We start from the raw sequence: 25,091 nt of genomic DNA, 5'->3' as shown, positions 1-25,091 counted from the left end.
GCGTCCGGAACGCCGCGCTCACCCGCCCCAGCATCCCCTCAGGGCTCCGCTCCTGCATCAGCGTCGTGGTGTTCACGTTCCACACCATCCCCATCACCCCGAACACCGCCATCGCCCCCACCAGCGCACCCAGTTCCCGCACCGACCCCATCACCACCAGCGCAGCGACCTGCACCACCCCCGCCACCAACACGGCCCGCACCCGCCCCAGCCGAGCCACCACCCGTCCGTTGACCGCTCCCCCGGCCAGGCTCCCCACCGTGTAGGCGGTCATCGCCGCCGCGTATCCCCCGGGCCCGGCGCCCAGCCAGCCCGTCACGAGCACCACCAGAGCGGCGATGAGCGCGCCCATCCCGACGTTGCACAGAGCGGTCGCGGCGCACAGCGCCCGCAGCGCCCGGTCCCGCCCGAGCACCCGCAGCCCCTCGCCTATCTCACCGCGCAGGGTGCTTCCGGACGGCCGCGGCGCCCGCTCGGGCGCGGCCGTCCGCAGCGAGGCCACCAGCGCCGCGGCCACCAGGAAGGTGACGGCGTCGGCGGCGAAGGGCGCGGCCACGCCGACGGCGAGCAGCAGGGGCACGGCCGGCCCGCCCAGCAGCCCGCCGGCGATGCGCTGACCGGTCATCAGCCGGGCGTTGGCGCCGCCGAGCGCCGCGCGGTCCACGAGGGCGGGCAGCAGAGCCGTCGCCGCGTTGTCGAAGAGGGTCTGGAGCGTGGTGAGCGCGAAGGCCAGACAGATCAGCAGGGCGATCGAGGCGTGGCCGAGGGCGACGGCGAGCGCGAAGCCGCCGACCAGCACCGCACGTACCGCGTCCACCGTCCACATGGCCCGCCGCTTGTCCACCCGGTCGGCGACGGCGCCGCCGAGCAGCCCGAACAGCAGCCAGGGCAGATAGCCGCACGCGGTGACCGAGACGATGAGCAGCGGCTCGTCGGTCAGCGAGGCGGCGAGCAGCGGCAGCGCCGCCGTGCGCAGCGCGTCGCCGAAGCTGGACAGCACCGCGGCGCCCCACAGCCGTCCGAACGCCCCGCCCCACGCGGGCCGCGCCCCGCTCTCGGCTGCCTGAGCCGCATCGACCGTCGCCACCGTCGCCCCCTCACGATTCACCCGATGCGCAAACCGTAGAGGGCACCACTGACAATCGGTCGGCGGCGCATGGCCGCCGGGGGCGGCAAGGGGTCCGGCGGTCTGCCCGGGGGCGTCCGGCCGGACGTCGACTTCTAGATCTCGCCGCGCAGTTTGGCGAGGGCCTCGGCGAGGATCGCCTCGCCGTCCGCGTCGCTGCGCCGCTCCCGTACGTACGCGAGGTGCGTCTTGTACGGCTCGGTGCGCGGCGGGTCCGGCGGGTTGTCCTGGTCCTGGCCGGCCGGGAATCCACAGCGCGGGCAGTCCCAGGTGTCCGGGACCTGCGCGTCGCTGGCGAAGCTCGGCTGGGTCTCGTGCCCGTTGGAGCACCAGAAGGAGATGCGCAGGCGCGGCGCGGACTCGCCGCGCTCGGCCTCGCCCATCGGCCCCGCACCGACCCGGCTTCCCCGGATCGCGTTGCCACTTGCCACGGTGTAACTCCCTGCGTGATGGTGCCGCGAAGCGAGACGGTGTTTCTCTTCGCTGCGAGCGCCTCAGTCTACGTAAGGCCCAACGCGCGTCCAGTGATTGGAGTTACCGCCCCCCACGCACAGACGCAAGCCCCATGATAGGCCGCGCTTTCGAGCGCGTACCGACCATGGGGCCTTACGTACGGAATGTGCGGTGTCCGCCGCGCCGTGACGGTCCGTTCGACGGCTGTTCGGCTGCGGCGGTCTGCGGTGCGGTGCGTCAGCCGTTCGACTTCATGAGGATGCCGAGCACGATGATGCACGCGAGCCACAGCAGGCCGATCACCACGGTGATGCGGTCGAGGTTGCGCTCGGCGACCGAGGAGCCGCCGACGGAGGACTGCATACCGCCACCGAACATGTCGGAGAGGCCGCCGCCCTTCCCCTTGTGCATCAGCACCAGCAGCATCAGCAGCAGGCTGAAGACGATCAGGGCGATCGAGAACCCCAAAACCACGGCTGGACCAACTTCCTCGGATTCGGATGGACGACGGGGGCCCGGCAGGTGTCACGCGGACCAGCCGCATGCCGACACGCTTGCCGCGCCCCCGCAAGGGTACGACGGATCGCCGCTACCGCATACTCACAGCTCGGACCGGCTTCCGGCGCACCGCCGCGCTCACTGGTCGCGGAACCGGACGATCTTGACGAACTCGTCGGCGTCCAGCGAGGCGCCGCCGACCAGGGCGCCGTCGATGTCGGCCTGCGCCATGATCTCGGCGACGTTGCCCGACTTCACGGAGCCGCCGTACTGGATGCGGACCTGGTCGGCCACCTCCTGCGAGTACAGCTCGGCGATCTTGCCGCGGATGGCGGCGCAGACCTCCTGGGCGTCCTCGGCGCCGCAGACCTTGCCGGTGCCGATGGCCCACACCGGCTCGTAGGCGATGACGACGGTCTCGGCCTGCTCGGCCGGGACGTCCTTCAGACCGCCCTCGACCTGGGCGAGGGTGTGGGAGACGTGGTTGCCCGCCTCGCGGACGTCCAGCTCCTCGCCGACGCACAGGATCGGGGTCAGGCCGTGCTTGAAGGCGGCCTTGACCTTGGCGTTGACGATCTCGTCGGTCTCGGCGTGGTACTGGCGGCGCTCGGAGTGGCCGACGGCGACGTAGGCGCACTTGAGCTTGGCCAGCATCGGGCCGGAGATCTCGCCGGTGTAGGCGCCGGAGTCGTGCTGCGAGATGTCCTGGGCGCCGTACTTGATCTTGAGCTTGTCGCCGTCGACCAGGGTCTGCACGGAGCGCAGGTCGGTGAAGGGCGGCAGGACGGCGACCTCGACGGCCTCGTAGTCCTTGTCGGCCAGGGCGAAGGCGAGCTTCTGGACGTGCGCGATGGCCTCGAGGTGGTTGAGGTTCATCTTCCAGTTGCCCGCCATCAGCGGCGTGCGGGTGGTCATTGAGGTTCAGTCCTCCAGTGCGGCGAGGCCGGGGAGCGTCTTGCCCTCGAGGTATTCGAGGGAGGCGCCGCCGCCGGTCGAGATGTGGCCGAATGCGGTCTCGTCGAAGCCAAGGGTGCGCACGGCCGCGGCGGAGTCGCCGCCGCCGACGACCGAGAAGCCGTCCGCGTCGACGAGCGCCTGGGCGACCGCCTTGGTGCCCTCGGCGTAGTCGGGGTGCTCGAAGACGCCCATCGGGCCGTTCCAGAACACGGTCGCGGCGTCGGCGAGCTTCGCGGCGTACAGCTCACGGGTCTTCGGGCCGATGTCCAGGCCCTCCTGGTCGGCGGGGATCTTGTCCGCGTCGACCACGGTGTGGTCGGTCGGCGCCTTGGTCTTCAGGTCCGGGAACTCCCGGGAGACCACGACGTCGACGGGGAGCACCAGCTCCACGCCCTGCTTCTCGGCGCGCTCCAGGTACTCCTTGACGGCCGGGACCTGGTCCTCCTGGAGGAGCGAGATGCCGACCTCGTAGCCCTTGGCCTTGAGGAAGGTGTAGGCCATGCCGCCGCCGATGAGCAGCCGGTCGGCCTTGCCGAGCAGCTGGTCGATGACGGCGAGCTTGTCGGAGACCTTGGCGCCGCCGAGGGCGACGACGTAGGGGCGCTTGACGTCCTCGGTGAGCTTCTTCAGGACGCCGACCTCGGTGGCGATGAGGTAGCCGGCGTAGTGCGGCAGGCGGGCCGGCAGGTCGTAGACCGAGGCGTGCTTGCGGTGCACCGCGCCGAAGCCGTCGCCGACGTAGACGTCCGCGAGGGCGGCGAGGGCGTCGGCGAACTCGCCGCGCTCGGTGTCGTCCTTGGACGTCTCGCCGGCGTTGAAGCGCAGGTTCTCGATGACCGCGACCTGGCCGGGCTCGAGGCCGTCCACGGCGCCGTGGGCGGCGGGGCCGACGGTGTCCTGGGCGAACGCCACGGGCGCGCCGAGGAGTTCGCCGAGGCGCTCGGCGGCGGGCAGCAGCGAGAAGGCGGGGTCCGGGGCGCCCTTGGGCCGGCCGAGGTGCGAGGCCACGACCACCTTGGCGCCCGCCTCGGCGAGGGCCTTGACGGTGGGCAGGACGGCGCGGATGCGGCCGTCGTCGGTGATGACACCGTCGGCCAGCGGGACGTTGAGGTCGGCGCGGACGAAGACCCGCTTGCCGTTCACGCCTTCGGAGAGAAGTTCGTCGATCGTCTTCATGGATGGGACTCCTGAGGAGGTGGCTCTTGATCGTACGAGGGCTGGTCGATCCGCACGCGCGCCGGGGTGGCGCACCGGGGGCGCGAAGGGCTCGCGTCCGGTGGCGCGTCGGCGTCGCGCGCCGGCGGCGGGCCGGGTGGTGGCCCGGCCCGCCGCACGCGCGTCAGGGCCCGGGCGGCGCTGGTGCGCGCGGCCCGAGCCCTGATCTCACATCGAGGTGCCTGCCCTGCCGGTCAGAGCTGGTTGCCGATGAAGACGGTGAGGTCGACGAGGCGGTTGGAGTAGCCCCACTCGTTGTCGTACCAGCCGATGACCTTCACGTTCTTGCCCTCCTGGACCATGGTCAGGGAGGAGTCGAAGGTGCAGGACGCCGGCGCGTTGACGATGTCGGAGGAGACGATCGGGTCCTCCGTGTACTCGAGGATGCCCTTGAGCTCGCCCTCGGCGGCCTTCTGGAAGGCGGCGTTGACCTCTTCCTTGGTGACCTCGCGGGACAGCTCGACGACCAGGTCGGTGACCGAGCCGGTGGGGACCGGGACGCGCATCGCGATGCCGTCCAGCTTGCCCTTGAGCTGCGGGAGCACCAGGGCGGTGGCCTTGGCGGCGCCGGTGGTGGTCGGGATGATGTTCTCGGCGGCGGCACGCGCGCGGCGCAGGTCCTTGTGCGGGAAGTCCAGGATGCGCTGGTCGTTCGTGTACGCGTGCACGGTGGTCATGAGACCCCGCACGATGCCGAAGTTCTCGTCGAGGACCTTCGCCATCGGCGCCACACAGTTGGTGGTGCAGGAGGCGTTGGAGATGACGTTGTCCTTGGCGGGGTCGTACTTGTCCTGGTTGACGCCCATCACGATGGTGACGTCCTCGCCCTTCGCCGGGGCGGAGATGATGACCTTCTTGGCGCCGCCGGCGATGTGCTTCTCGGCGTCTTCCTTCTTGGTGAAGATGCCGGTGGACTCGATCACGATGTCGACGCCCAGCTCGCCCCACGGGATGTCGGCGGGGTTGCGCTCGGAGAGGACCTTGATGGTCTTGCCGTCGACGGTGATGGTGTCCTCGGTGTGCGTGACCTCCTGCTTGAGGCGACCGAGGATGGTGTCGTACTTCAGCAGGTGAGCGGTTGTCGCGGTGTCACCCAGGTCGTTGACAGCCACGATCTCGATGTCTGCACCCTGCTCCAGCAGCGCGCGGAAGTAGTTACGACCGATGCGGCCAAAGCCGTTGATGCCTACGCGGATCGTCACGAACCGATCTCCTCGTTGGTACGCCGGCTGCGACACCGGCGAGCTGTATTGGGATGTCCCCGACCACCCCCGACCCTACCCCTCTGAGGCCCCCCGAGTGACATTCGGACGCCCCCGGAAAACCGGGGCGCTTCGTACCCGACAGTAGAGATGCGGGGCGCTCGCACGAGCATCCGATTCACTCCTTTTCGCTACGGATGTCGGTGGCGGGTTGACCGCATTGGTCACTCTTTCGTGAGCGTGTCGGCTCACATGAGAAGGGGGGGTTCGCGGCCGTCGTCGGGGCCGTCCGGCGGGCCGCCGACGGGGGTGCGCGGGCGGCCGGAACCGGGCGGTTCGGCGCGGTCCGCGACGGCCGTCCGGCCGCCTCCGAGGGCGGCCCGCCGACCCTCCGGTCCGCGCCAGGGGCCGGGTGCCCCGAACAGGACCGGAACACGCCTGACTGATCGAGAGCGGCGGCCGTACGCCGGTGGGCGGGGGCCGCGCGGGCAGCGGACGCAGGGCGTGTCGGCGGCGGGGCGCGACGGTGCGGCGGATGACGGGAAAGCACCCGTGCCGACCGCGGGCGAGTCCCTGGCCGATTCCGGCCGGAAGGTGACCGAGGGCCGTACCTCGGGCGCGGGCCGGTTCCTGGCCGCGGAGTGCCTGCGGCGGCTGAAGGGCAGGGGGGTGCGGGTGGGTCCTGGCCAGGCCGCATAACGCGGCGAGGCCTCTCCGGCGGGACCGGAGCGGCCTCGTGGAGGCTTGTGGGGGGCTTGTGGGGGGCTTGTGGGGGTGTCGGTTAGGCCCATGGGGCCACGCGCGTCGCCGTCGGGCCGCGACCGGATGCGGCGGAGGCGGCCACGGGGCCGACCCCGGTGCGCCGGCCCCGGCCGCAGCCCACGCGGCCGACCGCGTGGGCGCGGCCCCCGAGGACGCCCCCGGTGCCGCGCCCTACCGTGCGAGCCAAGAGCGGGCTCAGCCCGCCAGGTTGTCCGCCAGTTCCTCGGAGAGGTTCGCCTCGGTGCTCGGGATGCCGAGGTCGGCGGCGCGCTTGTCGGCCATGGCGAGCAGGCGGCGGATGCGGCCGGCGACGGCGTCCTTGGTCAGCGGCGGGTCGGCGAGCGCGCCCAGCTCCTCCAGGGAGGCCTGCTTGTGCTCCATGCGCAGCCGCCCGGCCGCCGCGAGGTGCTCGGGGACGTCGTCGCCGAGGATCTCCAGCGCCCGCTGCACACGCGCGCCGGCGGCGACCGCGGCGCGGGCCGAGCGGCGCAGGTTGGCGTCGTCGAAGTTGGCCAGCCGGTTCGCCGTGGCGCGCACCTCGCGGCGCATCCGCCGCTCCTCCCAGGCGAGCACCGACTCGTGCGCGCCGAGGCGGGTCAACAGGGCGCCGATGGCGTCACCGTCACGGACGACGACCCGGTCCACGCCGCGCACCTCGCGGGCCTTCGCCGCGATGGAGAGCCGGCGCGCGGCGCCCACCAGGGCGAGCGCGGCCTCCGGGCCGGGGCAGGTCACCTCCAGCGACGAGGAACGACCCGGCTCGGTGAGCGAGCCGTGCGCCAGGAACGCGCCGCGCCAGGCCGCCTCGGCGTCGCAGGTGGCCCCCGAGACCACCTGCGGGGGCAGCCCCCGGATCGGGCGTCCCCGGCCGTCGACGAGCCCCGTCTGACGGGCCAGCTGGTCGCCGCCGGCGACGACGCGCACGACGTAGCGCGAGCCGCGGCGCAGTCCGCCCGGGGCCATCACGATCAGTTCCGAGCTGTGCCCGAAGATCTCCAGGATGTCCCGCTTGAGGCGTCGGGCCGCCATCGCGGTGTCCAATTCCGCCTCGATCACGATGCGCCCGCTGACCAGGTGGAGGCCGCCGGCGAACCGCAGAATGGCGGAGACCTCCGCCTTCCTGCAGCAGGTCCGGGTGACGGGGAGCCGGGAGATCTCGTCCTTCACCGCTGCCGTCATCGCCATGGGCCGATCCTTCCATGCATCCGAAAAATACGGTCGTACGCGGCGGCCAGCAGCTCCGGGTCGTGCCGCGGAGTTCCGTCCCTCCGGGCCACCGGCGCCAGCTCGACCGCGGCGCCGAACCGCTTGGCGGCCTCGGTGAGGACTTCGCGGTCGGGCACGGCGGCCTCGTCGGCCAGCACCACGTCCAGGGCGAGTTTAGGGGCGTGTCGTCCCAAAACCTCCAAATGACGCTGCGGGGAGAAGCCGTCGGTTTCTCCCGGCTGCGGCGCGAGGTTCAGCGAGAGTACCCGGCGCGCCTTGGTCTCGGTGAGCGCGTCCAGCAGTTCGGGGACCAGCAGGTGCGGGATGACGGAGGAGAACCAGGAGCCGGGGCCGAGCACCACCCAGTCCGCGTCGAGGACCGCCTCGACGGCCTCGGGCACGGCGGGCGGGTCGTGCGGCACGAGGTGCACGGACTGCACCTCGCCCGGGGTGAGCGCGACGGTCGCCTGGCCGCGGACGGTGTCGACGTCGTCGGGCCGCTCCGGGTCGTGGCCCTTGACCAGGGCCTGGAGTTCCAGCGGCACGGCGGACATGGGCAGCACCCGCCCGTGCGCGCCGAGCAGCTTGCCGACCAGGTCCAGGGCCTGGACGTGGTCGCCGAGCTGCTCCCACAGGGCGACGATCAGCAGGTTGCCGACGGCGTGGTCGTGCAGGTCGCCCTGGGAGGTGAAGCGGTGCTGGATGACCCGGGCCCAGGTCTGGCCCCAGTCGTCGTCGCCGCACAGCGCGGCCAGCGCCTTGCGCAGGTCGCCGGGCGGCAGCACACCCAGTTCGTCGCGCAGCCGCCCGCTGGAGCCGCCGTCGTCGGCCACCGTGACGACGGCGGTGAGGTCGCCGGTGATCCGGCGCAGTGCGGCGAGCGAGGCGGACAAGCCCATGCCGCCCCCGAGGGCGACCACCTTGGGCTGTGCGCCCCGGCGGCGCGGGCGGGCGCCACGGGCCTCGATGGGCCGGGCCGCGCGGGCCTCGGCCGACTGGCGGGCCGCGCGCGACTCGGGCACCACCCGGCGCAGCCGGCTCAGCCGCGGAGAACGTCCGGTCACTCGCGCCCCATGTCCCGGTGGACGACGACGGTCTCCACGCCCTCGGCCGCGAGCCGTGCGGCGAGCTTCTCCGACATGGCCACCGAGCGGTGCTTGCCGCCCGTGCAGCCGATGGCGATGGTCACGTAGCGCTTGCCCTCGCGGCGGTAGCCGGCCGCGACGAGTCTCAGCAGTTCGGCGTAGCGGTCGAGGAACTCCTTGGCGCCGGGCTGGTTGAAGACGTAGGCGGCGACCTCCTCGTTGACGCCGGTGTAGGGGCGCAGTTCCGGGACCCAGTGCGGGTTGGGCAGGAACCGCATGTCCGCGACCAGGTCGGCGTCGACCGGGAGGCCGTACTTGAAGCCGAAGGACATCACCGTGGCCCGCAGTTCGGGCTCCTCCTCACCGGCGAACTGGGCGTCCATCTTGGCGCGCAGCTCGTGGACGTTGAGGCTGGAGGTGTCGATGACGAGGTCGGCGTCGCCGCGCAGTTCGCGCAGCAGTTCGCGTTCGGCGGCGATGCCGTCCACGATGCGGCCGTCGCCCTGGAGGGGGTGGGGCCGGCGCACCGACTCGAAGCGGCGCACGAGGGCGTCGTCGGAGGACTCCAGGAAGACGATGCGCCGGGTGACGTGCTTGGCCTCCAGGTCCGCCAGGGACTCGCGCAGGTTGTCGAAGAAGCGCCGGCCGCGCACGTCGACCACGACCGCGATCCGCGCGACGTTGCCCTGCGAACGGGCGCCGAGTTCCACCATGGTGGGAATCAGCGCGGGCGGCAGGTTGTCCACGACGAACCAGCCGAGGTCCTCCAGACACTTGGCCGCCGTGGACCGGCCGGCTCCCGACATGCCGGAGATGATCACCAGCTCGGGGATGGCCGCGTCGGGGAAGCCCGCCGTGTCGATGCCCTGACTCACCTGTGCTCCGTGTTCCGGGACCGCGGGCTGCCGCTGGTCCTCGCCTGTTGCGTCATGAGCCTGATCTCGCCCGCTCACGGGCCGGCTCTCGTGCTCGGTCATGTGCTGCCCCCGTCATTCGTCCGGGGCGCCCGTGGGCACGGGCTCTCCCGGGGCGTCCGGGGTCGTCCCGTACGCCGTGTCCTGCTCGTCTTCCATGATCTCTCCGGTCGCCGTGTTCACGGCGGGTGCGGCCGGGGCCGCCTGCGCGAGGGCGGCGGCGATCGTCTCGGCCGTCTTCAGGCCTATGCCGGGCACCTCGCGGATCTGGTCGATGGTGGCGGACCGCAGTCTCTTCACCGACCCGAAGTGCTTGATCAGCGCGCGTTTGCGGGTCTCGCCGAGGCCGGGGACCTCGTCGAGGGGGCCGGCCCGGAACCGCTTGGCCCGCTTGGTGCGCTGGTAGGTGATGGCGAAGCGGTGGGCCTCGTCGCGGATGCGCTGGAGCAGGTACAGCCCCTCGCTGGTGCGGGGCAGGACCACCGGGTCGTCGTCGCCGGGCAGCCACACCTCCTCCAGGCGCTTGGCCAGGCCGCAGACGGCTATGTCGTCGATGCCGAGTTCGTCCAGCGCCCGCTGCGCGGCGGCGACCTGCGGCTGTCCGCCGTCGACCACGACGAGCTGGGGCGGGTAGGCGAACCGCTTGGGCCGTCCGTCGTCCTCGGTGAGGGCGCCGTCGCCGAGGCCGGCGCCGGCGAGCGGCGAGCCGTCCGGGGCCAGGATCTCGCCGTCGGCGTCCTGACCGTTCTCGGCCCACTCGCCGGTCTTCTCCTTCTCGGCCAGGTAGCGCCGGAAGCGGCGGGTGATGACCTCGTGCATGGAGCGGACGTCGTCCTGGCCCTCGAAGCCCTTGATCTGAAAGCGGCGGTACTCGCTCTTGCGCTGCAGGCCGTCCTCGAAGACGACCATGGACGCCACCACGTCGTCGCCCTGGAGATGGGAGATGTCGTAGCACTCGATGCGCAGCGGGGCGCTGTCGAGGTCGAGGGCCTCGGCGATCTCCTCCAGGGCGCGCGAGCGGGTGGTCAGGTCGGAGGCGCGCTTGGTCTTGTGCAGGGCGAGCGCCTGCTGTGCGTTGCGCTGGACCGTCTCCATCAGGGCCTTCTTGTCGCCGCGCTGCGGGATGCGCAGCGAGACGCCGGAGCCGCGGCGCTCGGTGAGCCACTGCTGGACGGGTTCGACCGGGTCGGGCAGGGCCGGGACGAGGACCTCCTTGGGGACGGCGTCCCCGCTCTCCTCGCCGTAGAGCTGCTGGAGGGCGTGTTCGACGAGGGCGCCGGTGGTGACCTCCTCGACCTTGTCGGTGACCCAGCCGCGCTGGCCGCGCACGCGTCCGCCGCGCACGTGGAAGATCTGGACGGCGGCCTCCAGCTCGTCCTCGGCGACGGCGATGAGGTCGGCGTCGGTCGCGTCGGCGAGCACGACGGCGTTCTTCTCCATGGCCTTCTTCAGGGCGCCGATGTCGTCGCGCAGGCGGGCGGCCCGCTCGTACTCCATCTCCTCGGCGGCCTGCGTCATCCGCTCCTCCAGGCGGCGCAGGTAGGCGCCGGTGCGGCCGGCCATGAAGTCGCAGAACTCCTCCGCCAGCTCCCGGTGGTCCTCGGCGGAGATCCGGCCGACGCAGGGGGCGGAGCACTTGCCGATGTAGCCGAGCAGGCAGGGGCGGCCGGTGCGGGCGGCGTTCTTGAAGACGCCGGCCGAGCAGGTGCGCACCGGGAAGACGCGCAGCAGCAGGTCGACGGTGTCGCGGATGGCCCACGCGTGCCCGTACGGCCCGAAGTAGCGCACGCCCTTCTTCTTGTGGCCGCGCATGACCTGGACGCGGGGGAACTGCTCGTTCATCGTGACCGCGAGGTAGGGGTAGCTCTTGTCGTCGCGGTACTTGACGTTGAACCGGGGGTCGTACTCCTTGATCCAGGAGTACTCCAGCTGGAGGGCCTCGACCTCCGTGGACACCACGGTCCACTCCACGGACGCGGCGGTGGTGACCATGGTGCGGGTGCGCGGGTGCAGGCCGGCCAGGTCCTGGAAGTAGTTCGCCAGGCGCTGGCGCAGGCTCTTCGCCTTTCCGACGTAGATCACCCGGCGGTGTTCGTCGCGGAACCTGTAGACCCCGGGCGAGTCCGGGATGTCTCCCGGCTTGGGGCGGTAGCTGGAGGGGTCGGCCATGTCTCACACCCTACTGGCGGGGACCGACAGCGCGGCGAGCCTGTGGACAACCCGGGTCACGGCGCCACCGACGACCGTACTGGCGTGCGACTACCTGCTGTGACCAGCTCTCCTCGCCGGGTGAACGAGCGCGCCGGACGATGGGCGGCGCGGCCGGCCGCGGGGGTGCGGACTCGGCCAGGAGGGGGCCGCCGTCGGGTCGCAGGTGTTGTCGGGACTTGGTCAACACGCTTCAATGCGGGGGAAGTCGGGGCCGGGACGGCGCACGGACGCGAAGAAGCCCTCCGCCCACGCCGCACGCCGGCCGGCGATCCCGGCGCCCCGTGCGAACGGACCGGCCGCCCGCCCGCACCTTCACAGAGAGGCCCGTGCATGCCGTACGCCCCCCAGCAGGCGGACGTCGCCACACCGGAACTGGACTCGGCCCTGCGCGGCGGTCCCTTCCATGTGGCGCTGCGTGCCGCGATCGCCGCCCGCGGGCTGCCGTTGCAGCGTGTGCAGCACCATCTGACGCGCTACGGCGTCAAGGTCGGGGTCACCAGCCTGAGCTACTGGCAGCAGGGCGCCCGGCGCCCGCAGCGCCCGGAGTCGCTGCGGGCCGTGCGCGCCCTGGAGGAGATCCTGCGGCTGCCGGACGAGTCGCTGATCCGGCTGCTGGCCGAGACCGGGGAGCAGCCGGCCGGCCGGCGGGCCGCCGCCCGCTCCTACCGGTCCCTCGTCGAGGCGTCGGGCGTGCTGCGCGAGCTGCTGGCCGGGCTGGACGCCTCGCCCGACGACGAGCCGCAGACGCTCGGCCACTACGAGCGGGTGCGGGTCGGGGCGCGCCGGGAGCTGGCCGGGCGCGAGTCGGAGCACATCGTGCGCGCCCACCGCGACGGCGTGGACCGTTTCGTGGCGGTCCACCACGGCGATCCGGGGTGCGCGCCGGAGCGGATGGCCGTGCACGCGCTGGAGAACTGCCGTACCGGACGGGTGCGGTGGCACCACGAGACGGGGGTGCTCGTGGCCGAACTGCTCTTCGACACCCGGCTGCGGGCCGGGGAGACGTTCCTGTTCCGCTACGCCGTCGAGGACGGCACCGCCGGGGTGGCGCACGAGTACGTGCGGGGGTCCGGTTCGCCGGGCGGGCAGTACGCCCTCCAGGTGCGCTTCGCCGCCGGCGCCCTGCCGGTGCGCTGCCACCGGTTCACGCAGCAGTCGCCGGCGGCGCCGCGCGGCGGCCGCCAGGACCTGCCGGTGAGCGAACGGCACCGTTCGGTGCATCTGGTGGAGCCGCGGGTGCGGCCGGGCATGGTGGGGATCGGCTGGGACTGGGAGTGAGCGGTCCGCGCCGGTGGCGAGGGCGGCGTGACGCCGCCCGGGGACGGGCGGCGGATCAGGCGCCCGGGCCCGCGACGACCTTGCCGCCCTTGGCGTGCACCGGCAGCTCCTCCAGCGGCTGGGTGGCCGGGGACCGCACCACTTCGCCGGTGGTGGCGTCGAACTCGCTGCCGTGACAGGGACAGACCAGGGTGGTGTCCTGCAGCTTGTTGATCGCGCACCCCGCGTGCGTGCAGATCGAGCTGAACGCCTTCAGGGCGCCGTTCGCGTCCCTGCTGACGACCACGTTGTGGTCCCGGTACAGCTTGGCGCCGCCCTTGGGGATGTCGCTCTCGGCACCGAGGTCGACCGGGGCCGTCGGGGCCGAGGGGCCGGAACCGCCGCCCGGGCCGCAGGCGGCGAGTCCGAGCCCGGCGACGGGCGTCAGGGCCGCTCCTCGGATGATCGTACGGCGGCTCGCGGAGGGACGGCCGGTCATGTGGCGCTCCACTGGTCGGGCGGGGTTCGGGCACGCCGACGATACCCACCGCTCAGGACGCGCACGGGGGCCGGGGGGCCGGTGAGAGAGGGGCCGATGGTCCCTGTCTCCGCTGCCTGGGGGCGGCCCCCCTCGCCCCGCCGGGCCGGGTCGCCGTACCGTGCGAGTGCCCCCGCGCACGGCCGCCGCTCCGTCCGGCGCGCGTCGCGCGTCGCCCGCACAGCCCGAGGAAGGACGTCCCGCTCGTGATCGTCGTCGCCGGTGAGGCCCTGATCGACCTGGTTCCACAGGGCGCGGGCGCGCTCGCGGACCTCAAGCCGGCGCTCGGCGGCGGCCCCTACAACACGGCCGTCGCGCTCGGCCGGCTCGGCTCCCCCACGGCCTTCTGCTCCCGCGTCTCCGGCGACGCCTTCGGCGAGGCCCTGCTGGACGGGCTGCGGCGCGCCGGGGTGGACGTGTCCGGGGTGCAGCGCGGCGGCGAGCCGACCACGCTGGCCGTCGCGACGGTCGGGGCCGACGGCTCCGCCGCCTACTCGTTCTACGTCGAGGGCACTGCCGACCGGCTGTTCGAGGCGCCCGCGGAACTGCCTGCGGGCGTTCGTGCGATGTCCTTCGGCACCTGCTCGCTGGTGCTGGAGCCGGGTGCGAGCGCGTACGAGAAGCTGCTGCGGACCGCCGCCGCCGAGGGCGTGTTCACCGCGCTGGACCCGAACATCCGGGCCGGACTGATCCCGGACCCGGACGCCTACCGGGAACGCTTCCTCGGCTGGCTGCCCTCGGTGTCGCTGCTCAAGCTCTCCGCGGAGGACGCGCGGTGGCTGGGCGGCACGCCGCGCGAGTGGCTGGCGGCCGGGCCCTCGGCCGTCGTGATCACGCACGGCGGCGACGGACTGACCGCGTACACGGCGGACGGCGCGGAGTACCCCGTGCCGGGTGAGACGACCGAGGTCGTGGACACGATCGGCGCGGGCGACACGGTGAACGCGGCCCTGCTGCACGGACTGGCCGCCCTCGGCGCGCTGGACGCGGCGGCCCTCACCGGGCTGGGGAGCGCCGGCTGGACCCGGCTGCTGCGGTTCGCGGCCCGCGCGGCGGCGGTCACCTGTGCGCGGGCCGGCGCGGAACCGCCGTACGCCTCGGAGGTGGGCGAGCTGTAGTCCGTCCCGGGGACGGGCGGGCCGTGGCTTCCACGGGGTCCCGAGACGGGTGAGCCGTGGCTTCCCCGGGGCCCGGAAGACCGGTGAGCCGTGGCTTCGCGCGCCGTCCGTCGCGCGAAGCGGCGCCCCGCGGGAGTCCCACGGGGCGCCGGTCACGCGTGGCGAGGGCGTACGCCTGGGTCGTACGCCTCGCGGGGTCAGGCCTTGCGGGCCCGCGTCGTCTTCTTCGCGGGCGCCTTCTTGGCCGCCGTGCCGTCGGCCGTGCGGGCCGTGGCGGTCTTGCGGGTGGTCGCTGCCGCCGCCACCGCCTTCTTCGCGGCGGCCTTGCGCGGGGCCTTCACCGTCTTCACCGGCTCGGCGTCGCTGATCCGGTCGCCGAGGATGTCGCGCAGGAACTTGCCGGTGTGGCTGGCCGGCACCGCGGCGACCTGCTCGGGCGTGCCCTCGGCGACGACCAGACCGCCGCCCGCGCCGCCCTCCGGACCCATGTCGACGATCCAGTCGGCGGTCTTGATCACATCGAGGTTGTGCTCGATGACGATGACCGTGTTGCCCTTGTCGACCAGGCCGGACAAGACCTTCAGCAGCTTGCTGATGTCCTCGAAGTGCAGACCGGTGGTCGGCTCGTCCAGCACGTAGACCGTGCGCCCGGTGGAGCGGCGCTGCAGCTCGCTGGCGAGCTTCACGCGCTGCGCCTCACCGCCGGACAGGGTGGTCGCGGACTGACCGAGGCGGACGTAGCCCAGGCCGACGTCCTTGAGGGTCTTCAGGTGCCGGGCGATCGCCGGGACCGCCTCGAAGAAGTCGGTGGCCTCCTCGATGGGCATGTTCAGCACGTCGGCGATGGACTTGCCCTTGTAGTGGACCTCCAGGGTCTCCCGGTTGTACCGGGCGCCGTGGCAGACCTCGCACGGGACGTAGACGTCCGGGAGGAAGTTCATCTCGATCTTGATGGTGCCGTCGCCCGCGCAGTTCTCGCAGCGGCCGCCCTTGACGTTGAAGGAGAAGCGGCCGGGCTGGTAGCCGCGGACCTTCGCCTCGGTGGTCTCGGCGAACAGCTTGCGGATGTGGTCGAAGACGCCGGTGTACGTCGCCGGGTTGGACCGCGGGGTGCGGCCGATGGGCGACTGGTCGACGTGCACGACCTTGTCCACGAGGTCGTCGCCGTCCACGCGCGTGTGCCGCCCCGGCACGTTGCGCGCGCCGTTCAGCTCGCGGGCCAGGTGCGTGTACAGGATGTCGTTGACCAGGGTCGACTTCCCAGAACCGGACACGCCGGTGACGGCCGTGAAGACGCCGAGCGGGAAGGAGACGTCGATGTCCTGGAGGTTGTTCTCCCGGGCGCCGCGCACCGTGAGCTGCCGGGACGGGTCGAGCGGGCGCCGGACGTCGGGCAGCGGGATCGACTTCTTGCCCGAGAGGTACTGGCCGGTCTGCGACTCGGCGTTGGCCAGCAGTTCCTTGAGGGAGCCGCTGTGCACGACCTTGCCACCGTGCTCGCCGGCGCCGGGGCCGATGTCGACGACCCAGTCGGCGACCTTGATGGTGTCCTCGTCGTGCTCCACGACGATGAGCGTGTTGCCCATGTCGCGCAGCCGTACCAGGGTCTCGATCAGCCGGTGGTTGTCGCGCTGGTGCAGGCCGATGGACGGCTCGTCCAGCACGTACAGGACGCCGACGAGGCCGGAGCCGATCTGGGTGGCCAGGCGGATGCGCTGGGCCTCGCCGCCGGAGAGGGTGCCGGCCGCGCGGTTCAGCGACAGATAGTCGAGGCCCACGTCGACCAGGAAGCGCAGCCGCTCGTTGACCTCCTTGAGCACGCGCTCGGCGATCTTCTTGTCGCGGGCGGTCAGCTTCAGCTCGCCGAGGAAGTCGGCGCAGTCGCTGATCGACATGGCGGAGATCTCGGCGATGGACTTGCCCATCAGCGTGACCGCGAGGACGACGGGCTTGAGGCGGGTGCCCTCACAGGTGGGGCAGGGCACCTCGCGCATATAGCCCTCGAAGCGCTCGCGGCTGGCGTCGCTCTCGGCCTCGCTGTGCCGGCGCTTGACGAAGGGGACCGCGCCCTCGAACGGCGTGGTGTACACCCGCTCGCGCCCGTACCGGTTGCGGTAGCGGACCTCGATCTGGGTCTTGTGGCCGTACAGCAGGGCCTTCTTGGCGCGCTGGGGCAGGCCCGCGAAGGGGATGTCGGTGCGGAAGCCGAGCGCGTCGGCGAGGGCGCCGATCAGCCGGCTGAAGTAGTCCTTGGTGTGCCCGTGCGACCAGGGGTGGATCGCGCCCTCGTCGAGGGACTTGTCCTCGTCGGGGACGATCAGCTCCGGGTCGACCTCCATGCGCGTGCCGATGCCGGTGCACTCGGGGCAGGCGCCGAAGGGCGAGTTGAAGGAGAAGGAGCGGGGCTCCAGCTCCTCGAAGGACAGGTCGTCGTACGGGCAGTACAGGTGCTCGGAGAACATGCGCTCGCGCTCGGGATCGTCCTCGGGGAGGTCGACGAAGTCGAGCACGACCATGCCGCCGGACAGGCCGAGGGCGGTCTCGACGGAGTCGGTGAGGCGGCGCTTGGCCGAGTCCTTGACGGTGAGGCGGTCGACGACCACCTCGATGGTGTGCTTCTCCTGCTTCTTCAGCGTGGGCGGGCTGGACAGCTGGACGGTCTCGCCGTCCACGCGCGCGCGGGAGTAGCCCTTGGTCTGGAGGTCGGCGAACAGGTCCACGAACTCGCCCTTGCGCTCGCGCACCAGCGGCGAGAGCACCTGGAAGCGGCTGCCCTCGGGCAGCTCCAGGACCCGGTCGACGATGGCCTGCGGCGACTGGCGGGAGATCGGCCGGCCGCACTCGGGGCAGTGCGGCTTGCCGATGCGGGCGAACAGCAGCCGCAGGTAGTCGTAGACCTCGGTGATGGTGCCGACCGTCGAGCGCGGGTTGCGCGAGGTCGACTTCTGGTCGATGGAGACCGCCGGGGAGAGACCCTCGATGAAGTCGACGTCCGGCTTGTCCATCTGGCCGAGGAACTGCCGGGCGTAGGAGGAGAGCGACTCCACGTAGCGCCGCTGGCCCTCGGCGAAGATCGTGTCGAAGGCCAGGGAGGACTTGCCCGACCCGGACAGGCCCGTGAAGACGATGAGCGAGTCACGAGGCAGGTCGAGCGAGACGTTCTTCAGGTTGTGCTCGCGCGCGCCACGGACGATGAGACGGTCGGCCACGCCGGTCCGCACCTTTCTTGAGAGAAGTGACAGGGGCGGGGCCCCCGTGCTTCTTCAGACTAGGGGGAGCCACTGACAACGCCGGGAGGATTTCCCGGATGCGCCCGAGTACTCAACAATCCCCGGCTCTCCAGCATGCCCGACGCCGCACTCGACCATATAGCACGTGCATTCGATTTACGGCCGTGGACAGCCTCCTTCACCCGAAGGAGTGGCGCGGCTAGGGTCGGCGCCATGATTGATCACGCGCGCGACCTGGAGTCTGTACAACTCGCCACCGAGCGACTGCTGACCGCAGTCGGCGAACTGGACAACGCGGCTGTGACCGACCAGTCACGTCTGCCCGGCTGGACCCGCGGCCATGTCCTCGCCCACCTCGCCCGCAACGCGGACGCGCTCGTGAACGTCCTGGAGGGCCGCCCCATGTACGCCTCCGCCGGGGACCGGGACGCGGACATCGCGCGTGGCGCCCCGCGGCCCCTGGACGTCCAGCTCGCCGACCTGCGGGCGAGCGCGGACCGGTTCCGGGCGGCGGGCGCCGCGCCGGCCGACTGGTCGCGCACCGTCGAGCTGCGCAACGGCGTCACCGACTCCGCGTCCCGGGTGCCGTTCCGGCGCTGGGTGGAGGTGGAGCTGCACCATGTGGACCTCGGGATCGGCTACGAGCTGGAGGACCTTCCGGGGGAGTTCAAGGAACGGGAGATCGACTTCCTGGCCGAGCGGTTCGGCGGGCACAAGGACGTGCCGTCGACGGAGCTGCGGACCGAGGACGGCCGGATCCGGACCACCGGCGGCGGCGCCGAGGGCGGCCCGGTCGCGGTGGAGGGGACGGCCGCCGATCTGCTGGGCTGGCTCGCGGGCCGGCGCGACGGGTCCGGACTCGTCGTGAAGGGCGGCCCGCTGCCGTCCCTGCCGCCGCTGTAGCCCGCGAACGGCCCGTGGAGCCCGTGGGGCGGCCCCTGGAGGGGCCTGCGGCGATAGGCTGACGACCATGACGTACAGCGGAGAGGTGCGGGTCGGCGGCCCTGCGGACGTGCACGAGCTGAAGGACCTGATGATCACCAAGATCGCGGTCGGTCCGATGGACAACAACGCCTATCTGCTGCGCTGCCGGGCCACGGACGAGCAGCTGCTGATCGACGCGGCCGACGAGGCGCACACGCTGCTCGGCACGATCGGCGACGACGGCATCGCCTCGGTCGTCACCACCCACCGGCACGGCGACCACTGGCAGGCGCTGGCCGAGGTGGTGGCGGCCACCGGGGCGCGCACCTACGCGGGCCGCGCCGACGCCGAGGGCATCCCGGTGCCGACCGACGTCCTGGTGGACGACGGGGACACGATCCGGGTCGGACAGGTGGAACTCACCGCCCGCCATCTGGTCGGCCACACCCCCGGCTCGATCGCGCTCGTCTACGACGACCCGCACGGCCACCCGCACGTGTTCACCGGCGACTGCCTCTTCCCCGGCGGCGTCGGCAACACGCACAGGGACCCGAAGGCGTTCGCGAGCCTGATCCACGACGTCGAGACGAAGATCTTCGACGCCCTGCCGGACGAGACGTGGGTCTATCCCGGCCACGGCAACGACACCACGCTGGGCGCGGAGCGCCCGCACCTGCCGGAGTGGCACGCGCGCGGGTGGTGAGACGCGGAGGGTGAGGCCCGAGGGTTAGGCCCGAGGGTTAGGCCCGTGCGGGCGGGTGCGCGAGGTGCGGGGGCGCGGTCTGGAGGCGCGCGGTTCGGGGGGCGCGCGGTCCGGGGGCGTTCGCACACCCCGTGTGAGGATCCCGCACGCGCCGGTCGTACGCGTGCGCTCCCCGCTGCCCCGTCGGCGCGGTGAACTGAGGTCGGTCCGCGCGGGTCGACGGCTCCGCGCGGTACGAGTCCCGGGCCGCCGGTCTCATTCCCCGCCCTCGGCCGGCGGTCCCGGCCCGGCTCGTTCCTACGCGTCCGCCCGCGCCGCTCCGGCCAGTGCCGCCACCCGCTCCACCGCGAACGCGTACCCCTGCACCCCGCAGCCCGCGATGACGCCGTCGGCGCGCAGCGAGACGTAGGAATGGTGGCGGAAGGTCTCGCGCCGGTGGACGTTGGAGATGTGGACCTCCACGACGGGCAGGCCGTCGCAGGTGTTGAGGGCGTCCAGGATCGCCACGGAGGTGTGCGAGTAGGCGGCCGGGTTGATCACGATGCCGCAGTGGTTCAGCCGCGCCTCGTGGATCCAGTCGATCAGCTCGCCCTCGTGGTTGGACTGCCGGAAGTCCACCGTGCCGCCGTGCGCGGCCGCCGCCTCGGCGCACAGGGCCTCGATGTCCGCGAGCGTGTCGGAACCGTAGATCTCCGGCTGCCGCTGGCCGAGCAGGTTCAGGTTGGGGCCGTTGAGAATCATGATCGGGGCGCTGGCCAGGGTGCGGGGCACGGTTCCTCCATGTCCGTTCGGGCGTACGGCGGCCGCCGGGACCGCTGCTCGCACCCGGTCTATCACGGCGCACGGGCGGCCCCGCGGGCGCGGGAACGGCTGCGGGCGCGGGAGGGCCGGCGGGCGCGGGACGCTTACGGATTGATGGCCAGTTCCAGATAGGCCGCGAAGATCACCAGATGGACGCCGCCCTGGAGGGGGGTGGCGCGGCCCGGCACCACGGTCAGGGAGCCGACCACCACCGTGAGCAGGAGCAGCAGCATATGGGTGGAGCCGAGGCCGAGCACCAGCGGTCCGGGGAGCCATACCGAGGCCAGGGCGACGGCCGGGATGGTCAGGCCGATGCTGGCCATGGCGGAGCCCAGGGCGAGGTTGAGGCTGGTCTGCATCCGGTCGCGCCGGGCGGAGCGCAGCGCGGCGATGGTCTCGGGCAGCAGCACCAGCAGCGCGATGATCACACCGACCACGGCGTGGTGCAGTCCGGCCGCGGCCACCCCGGACTCGATCGTCGGCGAGACGGTCTTGGCGAGCCCGACGACGCCGACCAGGGCGATGCCGAGCAGTCCCAGACTGGTCCAGGCCGTGCGCGCCGAGGGACTCGCCGCGTGGTGGTCGGAGGTGATCACGTCTCCCTGCCGGGTGATCGGCAGGAAGTAGTCGCGGTGCCGCACGGTCAGGGTGGCCACGAACAGGCCGTAGAGGATCAGTGAGGACAGGGCCGCGAAGGTGAGCTGGACGCCGGAGAACTCGGGGCCCGGCTTGCTGGTCGTGAAGGTCGGCAGGACCAGGCTGAGGGTGGCCAGGGTCGCCACGGTGCCGAGTGCGGCGATGGTCCCCTCGGCGTTGAAGACGGCCGTGCCGTGCCGCATCGAGGCGACCAGGAGGCACAGCCCGATCACGCCGTTGCAGGTGATCATCACCGCCGCGAAGACCGTGTCCCTGGCCAGGGTGGCGCTCTTGTCGCCGCCGTCGGCCATCAGGGTCACGATCAGGGCGACCTCGATGACGGTGACGGCGACGGCGAGGACCAGGGAGCCGAAGGGTTCGCCGACCCGGTGGGCCACCACTTCGGCATGGTGCACGGCCGCCAGCACCGAGCCGGCCAGTACCGCGGTGACCAGGACGACGACCGCGACGGGCAGGCTGCGTCCCCAGGTGAGTGCCAGCAGGACGACCGCGAGTACCGGCACGGCGGTCGTCCACGCCCTCATGAGCGCCCTGAGCCGCGTGATCATGTTGCGATCGTCGCAGAGGGCCGGCGGGTTCGCATTCCGGCCGCCGCCCGGGGGCGGAGCCCCCGCGCCGTCGGGGCGCGGGGACCGGTGGCCGCCGGCCGCGGTGCGGGACGGCCCGTGGCCGGTGCGGGGCTGAGGCCCGTGGCCGGCCCGGGGAGGAAGCGAGAGCTTCTTCCGGCGGTCAGGCATCGACGCTCTCCTTCGTCGCGCTGTCGCCCCGGTCCTCCGCCACCTCCTCCGTCGCGGACTGCTTCCTGGTGGCCAGCAGGCTGGTGACCGTGGTGACGGCCAGGACCACGCAGATCACGCCGAGGGAGACGGCGGTGCTGATCTCCGGGACATGGACGCCGGACTCGTGCAGCGCGTGCAGCACCAGCTTGACGCCGATGAAGCCGAGGATCACCGACAGGCCGTACGACAGGTGGACCAGCTTCTTCAGCAGGCCGCCGATCAGGAAGTACAGCTGCCTGAGCCCCATCAGGGCGAAGGCGTTGGCGGTGAAGACGATGTACGGGTCCTGGGTCAGGCCGAAGATGGCGGGGATGGAGTCGAGGGCGAACAGCACGTCGGTGGTGCCGATCGCGAGCATGACCACCAGCATCGGGGTCATCACGCGCTTGCCGTTCTCCCGGATCCACAGCTTGGTGCCGTGGTACCGGTCGGCGACGCCGAAGCGGCGCTCGGCGGCCTTGAGCAGCTTGTTCTCCTCGAACTCCTCGCTCTCCGGGTCCGACCCACCGGTCCGGGCCTCCTGGATCAGCTTCCAGGCGGTCCATATCAGGAAGGCGCCGAAGAGGTAGAACACCCACGAGAAGTTCGCGAGGACGGCGGCTCCGGCGGCGATGAACGCGGCCCGCAGGACCAGGGCTATGAGGACGCCCACCAGCAGCACACGCTGCTGGTAGTGCGACGGCACCGCGAACTTCGCCATGATCAGGACGAAGACGAAGAGGTTGTCGACGCTGAGCGACTTCTCGGTGATGAAGCCGGCGAAGAACTCGCCGGCCGGCCGGCCGCCGGCGAAGACGAGCAGGCCGAGCCCGAAGAGTCCGGCCAGGGTGATCCAGACGACGGTCCAGATCCCGGCTTCCTTGAGGGACACGTCGTGGGGCTTGCGGCCGATGAAGAAGTCGACCGCGATCAGGGCGGCCAGGCCGACGATGGTCAGGACCCACAGGGTCGTCGAGACATCCATTGCGCCTCCGGCAGGTGCGTACGTCATGGCAGATGTGTCAGCGGCGTCGCTGCCGGAGGTCTCTTCCACCCGGAGTACGGGCCGGCGCCCCGGGATCCGGTGGGATCCGTATTGACGGGTGCGCCGCAGCAGATGGGAGTACTCCCCTCCGTACGGAAAACAGTACCCCAATCACCAAGGAATGGTAAAGAGGAAGGCAAAGAAAAGATCAAAGACGCAGTTCAGAGGCGTTTTACTTACCCTTGGTGTACGACTGCCCGCGGTCAGCGACCCAGGTCGCGGCGGCCGTCGGCGACCTGGGCGAGCACCTGCCGCAGCACCTGGCTGCCCTGCGGGACCCGGGGCGGCAGGTACGTCCACGCGTGTCCGACCCAGGGGTCGGCGAGGTGGTCGTCGGGGACCGGCGTCAGCCGCAGCAGCGAGCGCCACAGCGGGTCCAGCAGCGGGCCGTAGCCGCTGGCGTCCTCCCGGGCGGCGACCATCATCAGATGGACGCCGACGGACGGGCCCTCGTCCGCCAGATAGCGCAGCCGGGTCACCGCGCGGTCGTCGAAGCCGTGCGGGAAGTCGTTGACGATCAGCAACTGCTCGGAGGTGTCGTAGCCCGGCGGCAGCGCGTCGGACGCGCCGCCGCGCAGCGCCATCTGCACCAGGTCCACCCGCGAGGTCAGCCGGCTCAGGACGTCCTCGACGCCCGCCGCGCCGCGCGCGGGCGGCCCCGCGAGCACACCGGTGTCCACCAGCGGCGCGAGCGCCCGCGCCGCGGAGCCGGCCGGATCGATGACGTGCACGCCGAACTCGCCCGCCGGGTACACGGCGAGCAGCCGGGCGGCCAGCGACACGGCCGTCTCCATCGCCAGGTGGCGCGGGTCGGCCCCGTCGGCGGAGGCGTCGTCGAAGCCTCCGGAGCCGCCGCTGTCGATCCACAGGCCGCGCTCCAGCGGCAGCCGGAGCAGCATGGGGATGCGCAGGTCGGGGGCTTCCGGCAGGTGCAGATCGCCGAGGCGGGCGGCCATCGGGATCTCCATCGGCACCCGATAGCCGTGCCAGACCGGGTTGTCCCAGCCGGCGTAGGCCGGCGGCAGGGCGGGCTCCACCACCTCCGACTCGGCGGTCAGCTGGGCCAGGTCGCGGTCGAGGACCTCCCTGGCCCTCTCGACCAGCTCCGAGTGGCGGGCGCGGGCCGCCTCCCGTGCGGCGTCGCCCTGTCCCCCGATCCGGCTGCGCGGGTCGGACAGGGCCTCGTCCAGCTCCTTCTCCCTGCGCGAGTCGGCGAAGTCGACGGCGCTGCGGTACGCGGCCACGGTCCGCGCCAGGTCCTCGAACATGCCCCAGACCTGGTTGTAGAGCCGTTCGTCCATGGACCAGCCCGCCGCGTCACCGGCGACCGGATGCGCGGGCCCGCCGGGCGCGGCCGGCGGCGCGGCCTGCGGGGGCGGAGGCGGGGCGGTCGTCCGCCGCCGCGGGTGGTTGTAGTCGATCCCGCCCGTGGTGCCCGCCGGGCGGGTCTCGTCACCGGCCGCGCCGCCCGTGTCCGGCGCGGCCGGGCCGCCCGGGACGGCGGGCTGCGTGGATCCGTCCGCGGGGCGGGAAGGGTGCGGGGCGGTGCCGTCCGGGTGGAGCGGCTGCTGGGGCACTGTCGGGTGGGCCGCGCCGTCGGCGCCCTGGCCGTCGTACGGCGACCCGGGTCGGGCCGGTATCGCCGGAGCGCCCTGGGGTGCGGTCTGCGTCGGAGTGGCCGCCGGGGCGGTTCCCTCGGGCCGGGCCGGCTGCGGGGCCGTCGGCGCGGTGCGGGCCGTCTGCGGGGCCGCGGGGGCGGTCCGGTCGGAGGCGGCGGGCCGGGGCGACCGGCCGGGGTCCGCCGGCTGCGGCGGCGGGGCCGACACCGAGCGGGCCACGCCCCGGGCCACCGCCTCCTCGATGGTGCGCGCCAGCAGGTGCGCCTCGGCCAGGCCCTGATCGGTCAGGAGTTCGGCGAGGCCGCCGGCGTAGCCCTGGCCGACCGCGCGCACCTTCCAGGCGTCCCGCCTGCGGTACAGCTCCAGGGCGATCACGGCCGACTCGGCGTCCAGACCGGTGATGGTGTAGTCGGCGAGCGCGGCGCCGGACAGGCCGGTGACCGCGACGAAGGGCGCGGCGACCGCCCCGAACCGGGCCGGGGCGCCCGGGCCGCCGGGCAGGGCGAGCAGCACGTCGACGCGGTGCACGGTCTCGGGCAGCGCGGCCAGGTCGACGGCGAGCCGGTGCTCGGCGGCGGCCTGGCGGGACACTTCGAGTCCGGGCAGGGCGGGGGCGCCGGGATGGGCGACCCGGTCGGCGCCGCTCACCCTGCCGTTCTCCCCGACGACCGTCAGGGCGGCCACGACCGGCGTGCCGGCCGAGATCCGGACTTCGAGGCGGACCTCGGAGAGCGGGTGGTTCTGCCCCCGCACCAGCTCGGCCGTCATCGCCTTCTCCCCCTGTTGTGCTGTGCTGCTCGCGCTGTGCCGCG

20 protein-coding genes are annotated in these 25,091 nt (G+C 72.5%); 4 read left to right on the top strand and 16 right to left on the bottom strand.

The window, feature by feature from the left end; all coding sequences use genetic code 11:
• From K7787_RS06280 to uvrC, 10 genes are all read right to left on the bottom strand, one after another.
• On the bottom strand, window positions 1–1,087 hold a 1,087-nt coding region (locus K7787_RS06280), incomplete at its 3' end, for an MFS transporter (protein WP_223000718.1).
• Window positions 1,088–1,221: 134 nt separating this feature from the next.
• Window positions 1,222–1,509: an RNA polymerase-binding protein RbpA gene (locus tag K7787_RS06275; protein WP_019984039.1), complete on the bottom strand. Its 288-nt coding sequence runs from the start codon at window positions 1,507–1,509 to the stop codon at window positions 1,222–1,224.
• Window positions 1,510–1,816: 307 nt separating this feature from the next.
• Window positions 1,817–2,047, bottom strand: coding sequence for a preprotein translocase subunit SecG (gene secG / locus K7787_RS06270; protein WP_019984040.1), 231 nt, complete (start codon window positions 2,045–2,047; stop codon window positions 1,817–1,819).
• 168 nt (window positions 2,048–2,215) lie between these two features.
• On the bottom strand, window positions 2,216–2,992 hold the full coding sequence (gene tpiA, locus K7787_RS06265) for a triose-phosphate isomerase (protein WP_009187989.1): 777 nt from the start codon (window positions 2,990–2,992) through the stop codon (window positions 2,216–2,218).
• Window positions 2,993–2,998: 6 nt separating this feature from the next.
• Complete coding sequence (locus K7787_RS06260; RefSeq protein ID WP_019984042.1) at window positions 2,999–4,210, bottom strand: phosphoglycerate kinase; 1,212 nt, start codon at window positions 4,208–4,210, stop codon at window positions 2,999–3,001.
• Between the two features lie 233 nt (window positions 4,211–4,443).
• Window positions 4,444–5,451 (bottom strand): type I glyceraldehyde-3-phosphate dehydrogenase, encoded by a 1,008-nt coding sequence (gene gap / locus K7787_RS06255; protein WP_009187991.1) that lies wholly within the window; start codon window positions 5,449–5,451, stop codon window positions 4,444–4,446.
• A 957-nt stretch (window positions 5,452–6,408) separates the two neighbouring features.
• Window positions 6,409–7,398: a DNA-binding protein WhiA gene (gene whiA, locus K7787_RS06250; RefSeq protein WP_019984044.1), complete on the bottom strand. Its 990-nt coding sequence runs from the start codon at window positions 7,396–7,398 to the stop codon at window positions 6,409–6,411.
• Entirely contained in the window at window positions 7,389–8,483 is a 1,095-nt protein-coding gene (locus K7787_RS06245) for a gluconeogenesis factor YvcK family protein (protein ID WP_043260664.1), read from the bottom strand. The genes whiA and K7787_RS06245 overlap by 10 nt, the downstream gene beginning before the upstream one ends.
• Window positions 8,480–9,481: an RNase adapter RapZ gene (gene rapZ / locus K7787_RS06240; RefSeq protein ID WP_009187994.1), complete on the bottom strand. Its 1,002-nt coding sequence runs from the start codon at window positions 9,479–9,481 to the stop codon at window positions 8,480–8,482. Before rapZ ends, K7787_RS06245 begins: the two co-directional genes overlap by 4 nt.
• A gap of 12 nt (window positions 9,482–9,493) precedes the next feature.
• Window positions 9,494–11,587 carry an excinuclease ABC subunit UvrC gene (gene uvrC / locus K7787_RS06235; protein WP_164389072.1) on the bottom strand — a complete coding sequence of 698 codons (2,094 nt, stop codon included), beginning with the start codon at window positions 11,585–11,587 and terminating at the stop codon, window positions 9,494–9,496.
• Between the two features lie 372 nt (window positions 11,588–11,959).
• Between uvrC and K7787_RS06230 the strand changes: the two genes are divergently transcribed.
• Window positions 11,960–12,907: a hypothetical protein gene (locus tag K7787_RS06230; RefSeq protein WP_009187996.1), complete on the top strand. Its 948-nt coding sequence runs from the start codon at window positions 11,960–11,962 to the stop codon at window positions 12,905–12,907.
• Between the two features lie 55 nt (window positions 12,908–12,962).
• On the opposite strand, the gene K7787_RS06225 is transcribed toward K7787_RS06230, so the two are convergent.
• Window positions 12,963–13,385: a Rieske (2Fe-2S) protein gene (locus tag K7787_RS06225; protein WP_009187997.1), complete on the bottom strand. Its 423-nt coding sequence runs from the start codon at window positions 13,383–13,385 to the stop codon at window positions 12,963–12,965.
• A 245-nt stretch (window positions 13,386–13,630) separates the two neighbouring features.
• Here K7787_RS06225 and K7787_RS06220 point away from each other — a divergent pair, with 245 nt between their 5' ends.
• A complete protein-coding gene (locus K7787_RS06220; protein WP_223000716.1) occupies window positions 13,631–14,542 on the top strand; it encodes a carbohydrate kinase family protein in 912 nt (303 codons plus the stop codon).
• 197 nt (window positions 14,543–14,739) lie between these two features.
• Here K7787_RS06220 and uvrA read toward each other — a convergent pair whose 3' ends face one another.
• The gene (gene uvrA, locus K7787_RS06215; RefSeq protein ID WP_223000715.1) at window positions 14,740–17,751 is read right to left on the bottom strand and encodes an excinuclease ABC subunit UvrA; all 3,012 of its coding nucleotides are present in this window, start codon (window positions 17,749–17,751) and stop codon (window positions 14,740–14,742) included.
• Between the two features lie 234 nt (window positions 17,752–17,985).
• Between uvrA and K7787_RS06210 the strand changes: the two genes are divergently transcribed.
• A complete protein-coding gene (locus tag K7787_RS06210) occupies window positions 17,986–18,675 on the top strand; it encodes a maleylpyruvate isomerase family mycothiol-dependent enzyme (RefSeq protein WP_223000712.1) in 690 nt (229 codons plus the stop codon).
• Window positions 18,676–18,742: 67 nt separating this feature from the next.
• On the top strand, window positions 18,743–19,399 hold the full coding sequence (locus tag K7787_RS06205) for an MBL fold metallo-hydrolase (RefSeq protein WP_164389067.1): 657 nt from the start codon (window positions 18,743–18,745) through the stop codon (window positions 19,397–19,399).
• Window positions 19,400–19,696: 297 nt separating this feature from the next.
• Here the strand turns inward: K7787_RS06205 and aroQ are convergent, their stop codons facing one another.
• From aroQ to K7787_RS06185, 4 genes are all read right to left on the bottom strand, one after another.
• Window positions 19,697–20,170: a type II 3-dehydroquinate dehydratase gene (gene aroQ / locus K7787_RS06200; RefSeq protein ID WP_009188002.1), complete on the bottom strand. Its 474-nt coding sequence runs from the start codon at window positions 20,168–20,170 to the stop codon at window positions 19,697–19,699.
• A 134-nt stretch (window positions 20,171–20,304) separates the two neighbouring features.
• On the bottom strand, window positions 20,305–21,405 hold the full coding sequence (locus K7787_RS06195) for a calcium:cation antiporter (protein ID WP_223000711.1): 1,101 nt from the start codon (window positions 21,403–21,405) through the stop codon (window positions 20,305–20,307).
• 181 nt (window positions 21,406–21,586) lie between these two features.
• The gene (locus K7787_RS06190; protein WP_223000710.1) at window positions 21,587–22,600 is read right to left on the bottom strand and encodes a TerC family protein; all 1,014 of its coding nucleotides are present in this window, start codon (window positions 22,598–22,600) and stop codon (window positions 21,587–21,589) included.
• Window positions 22,601–22,863: 263 nt separating this feature from the next.
• Window positions 22,864–25,047 carry a TerD family protein gene (locus tag K7787_RS06185; protein WP_223000709.1) on the bottom strand — a complete coding sequence of 728 codons (2,184 nt, stop codon included), beginning with the start codon at window positions 25,045–25,047 and terminating at the stop codon, window positions 22,864–22,866.
• Window positions 25,048–25,091 lie beyond the last annotated feature (44 nt).

It is taken from the genome of Streptomyces sennicomposti (assembly GCF_019890635.1).
GTDB classification, from domain to species: domain Bacteria; phylum Actinomycetota; class Actinomycetes; order Streptomycetales; family Streptomycetaceae; genus Streptomyces; species Streptomyces sennicomposti.
Note: the sequence above shows the minus strand (reverse complement) of the source record. Positions and strands in the feature narration are given on the sequence as shown.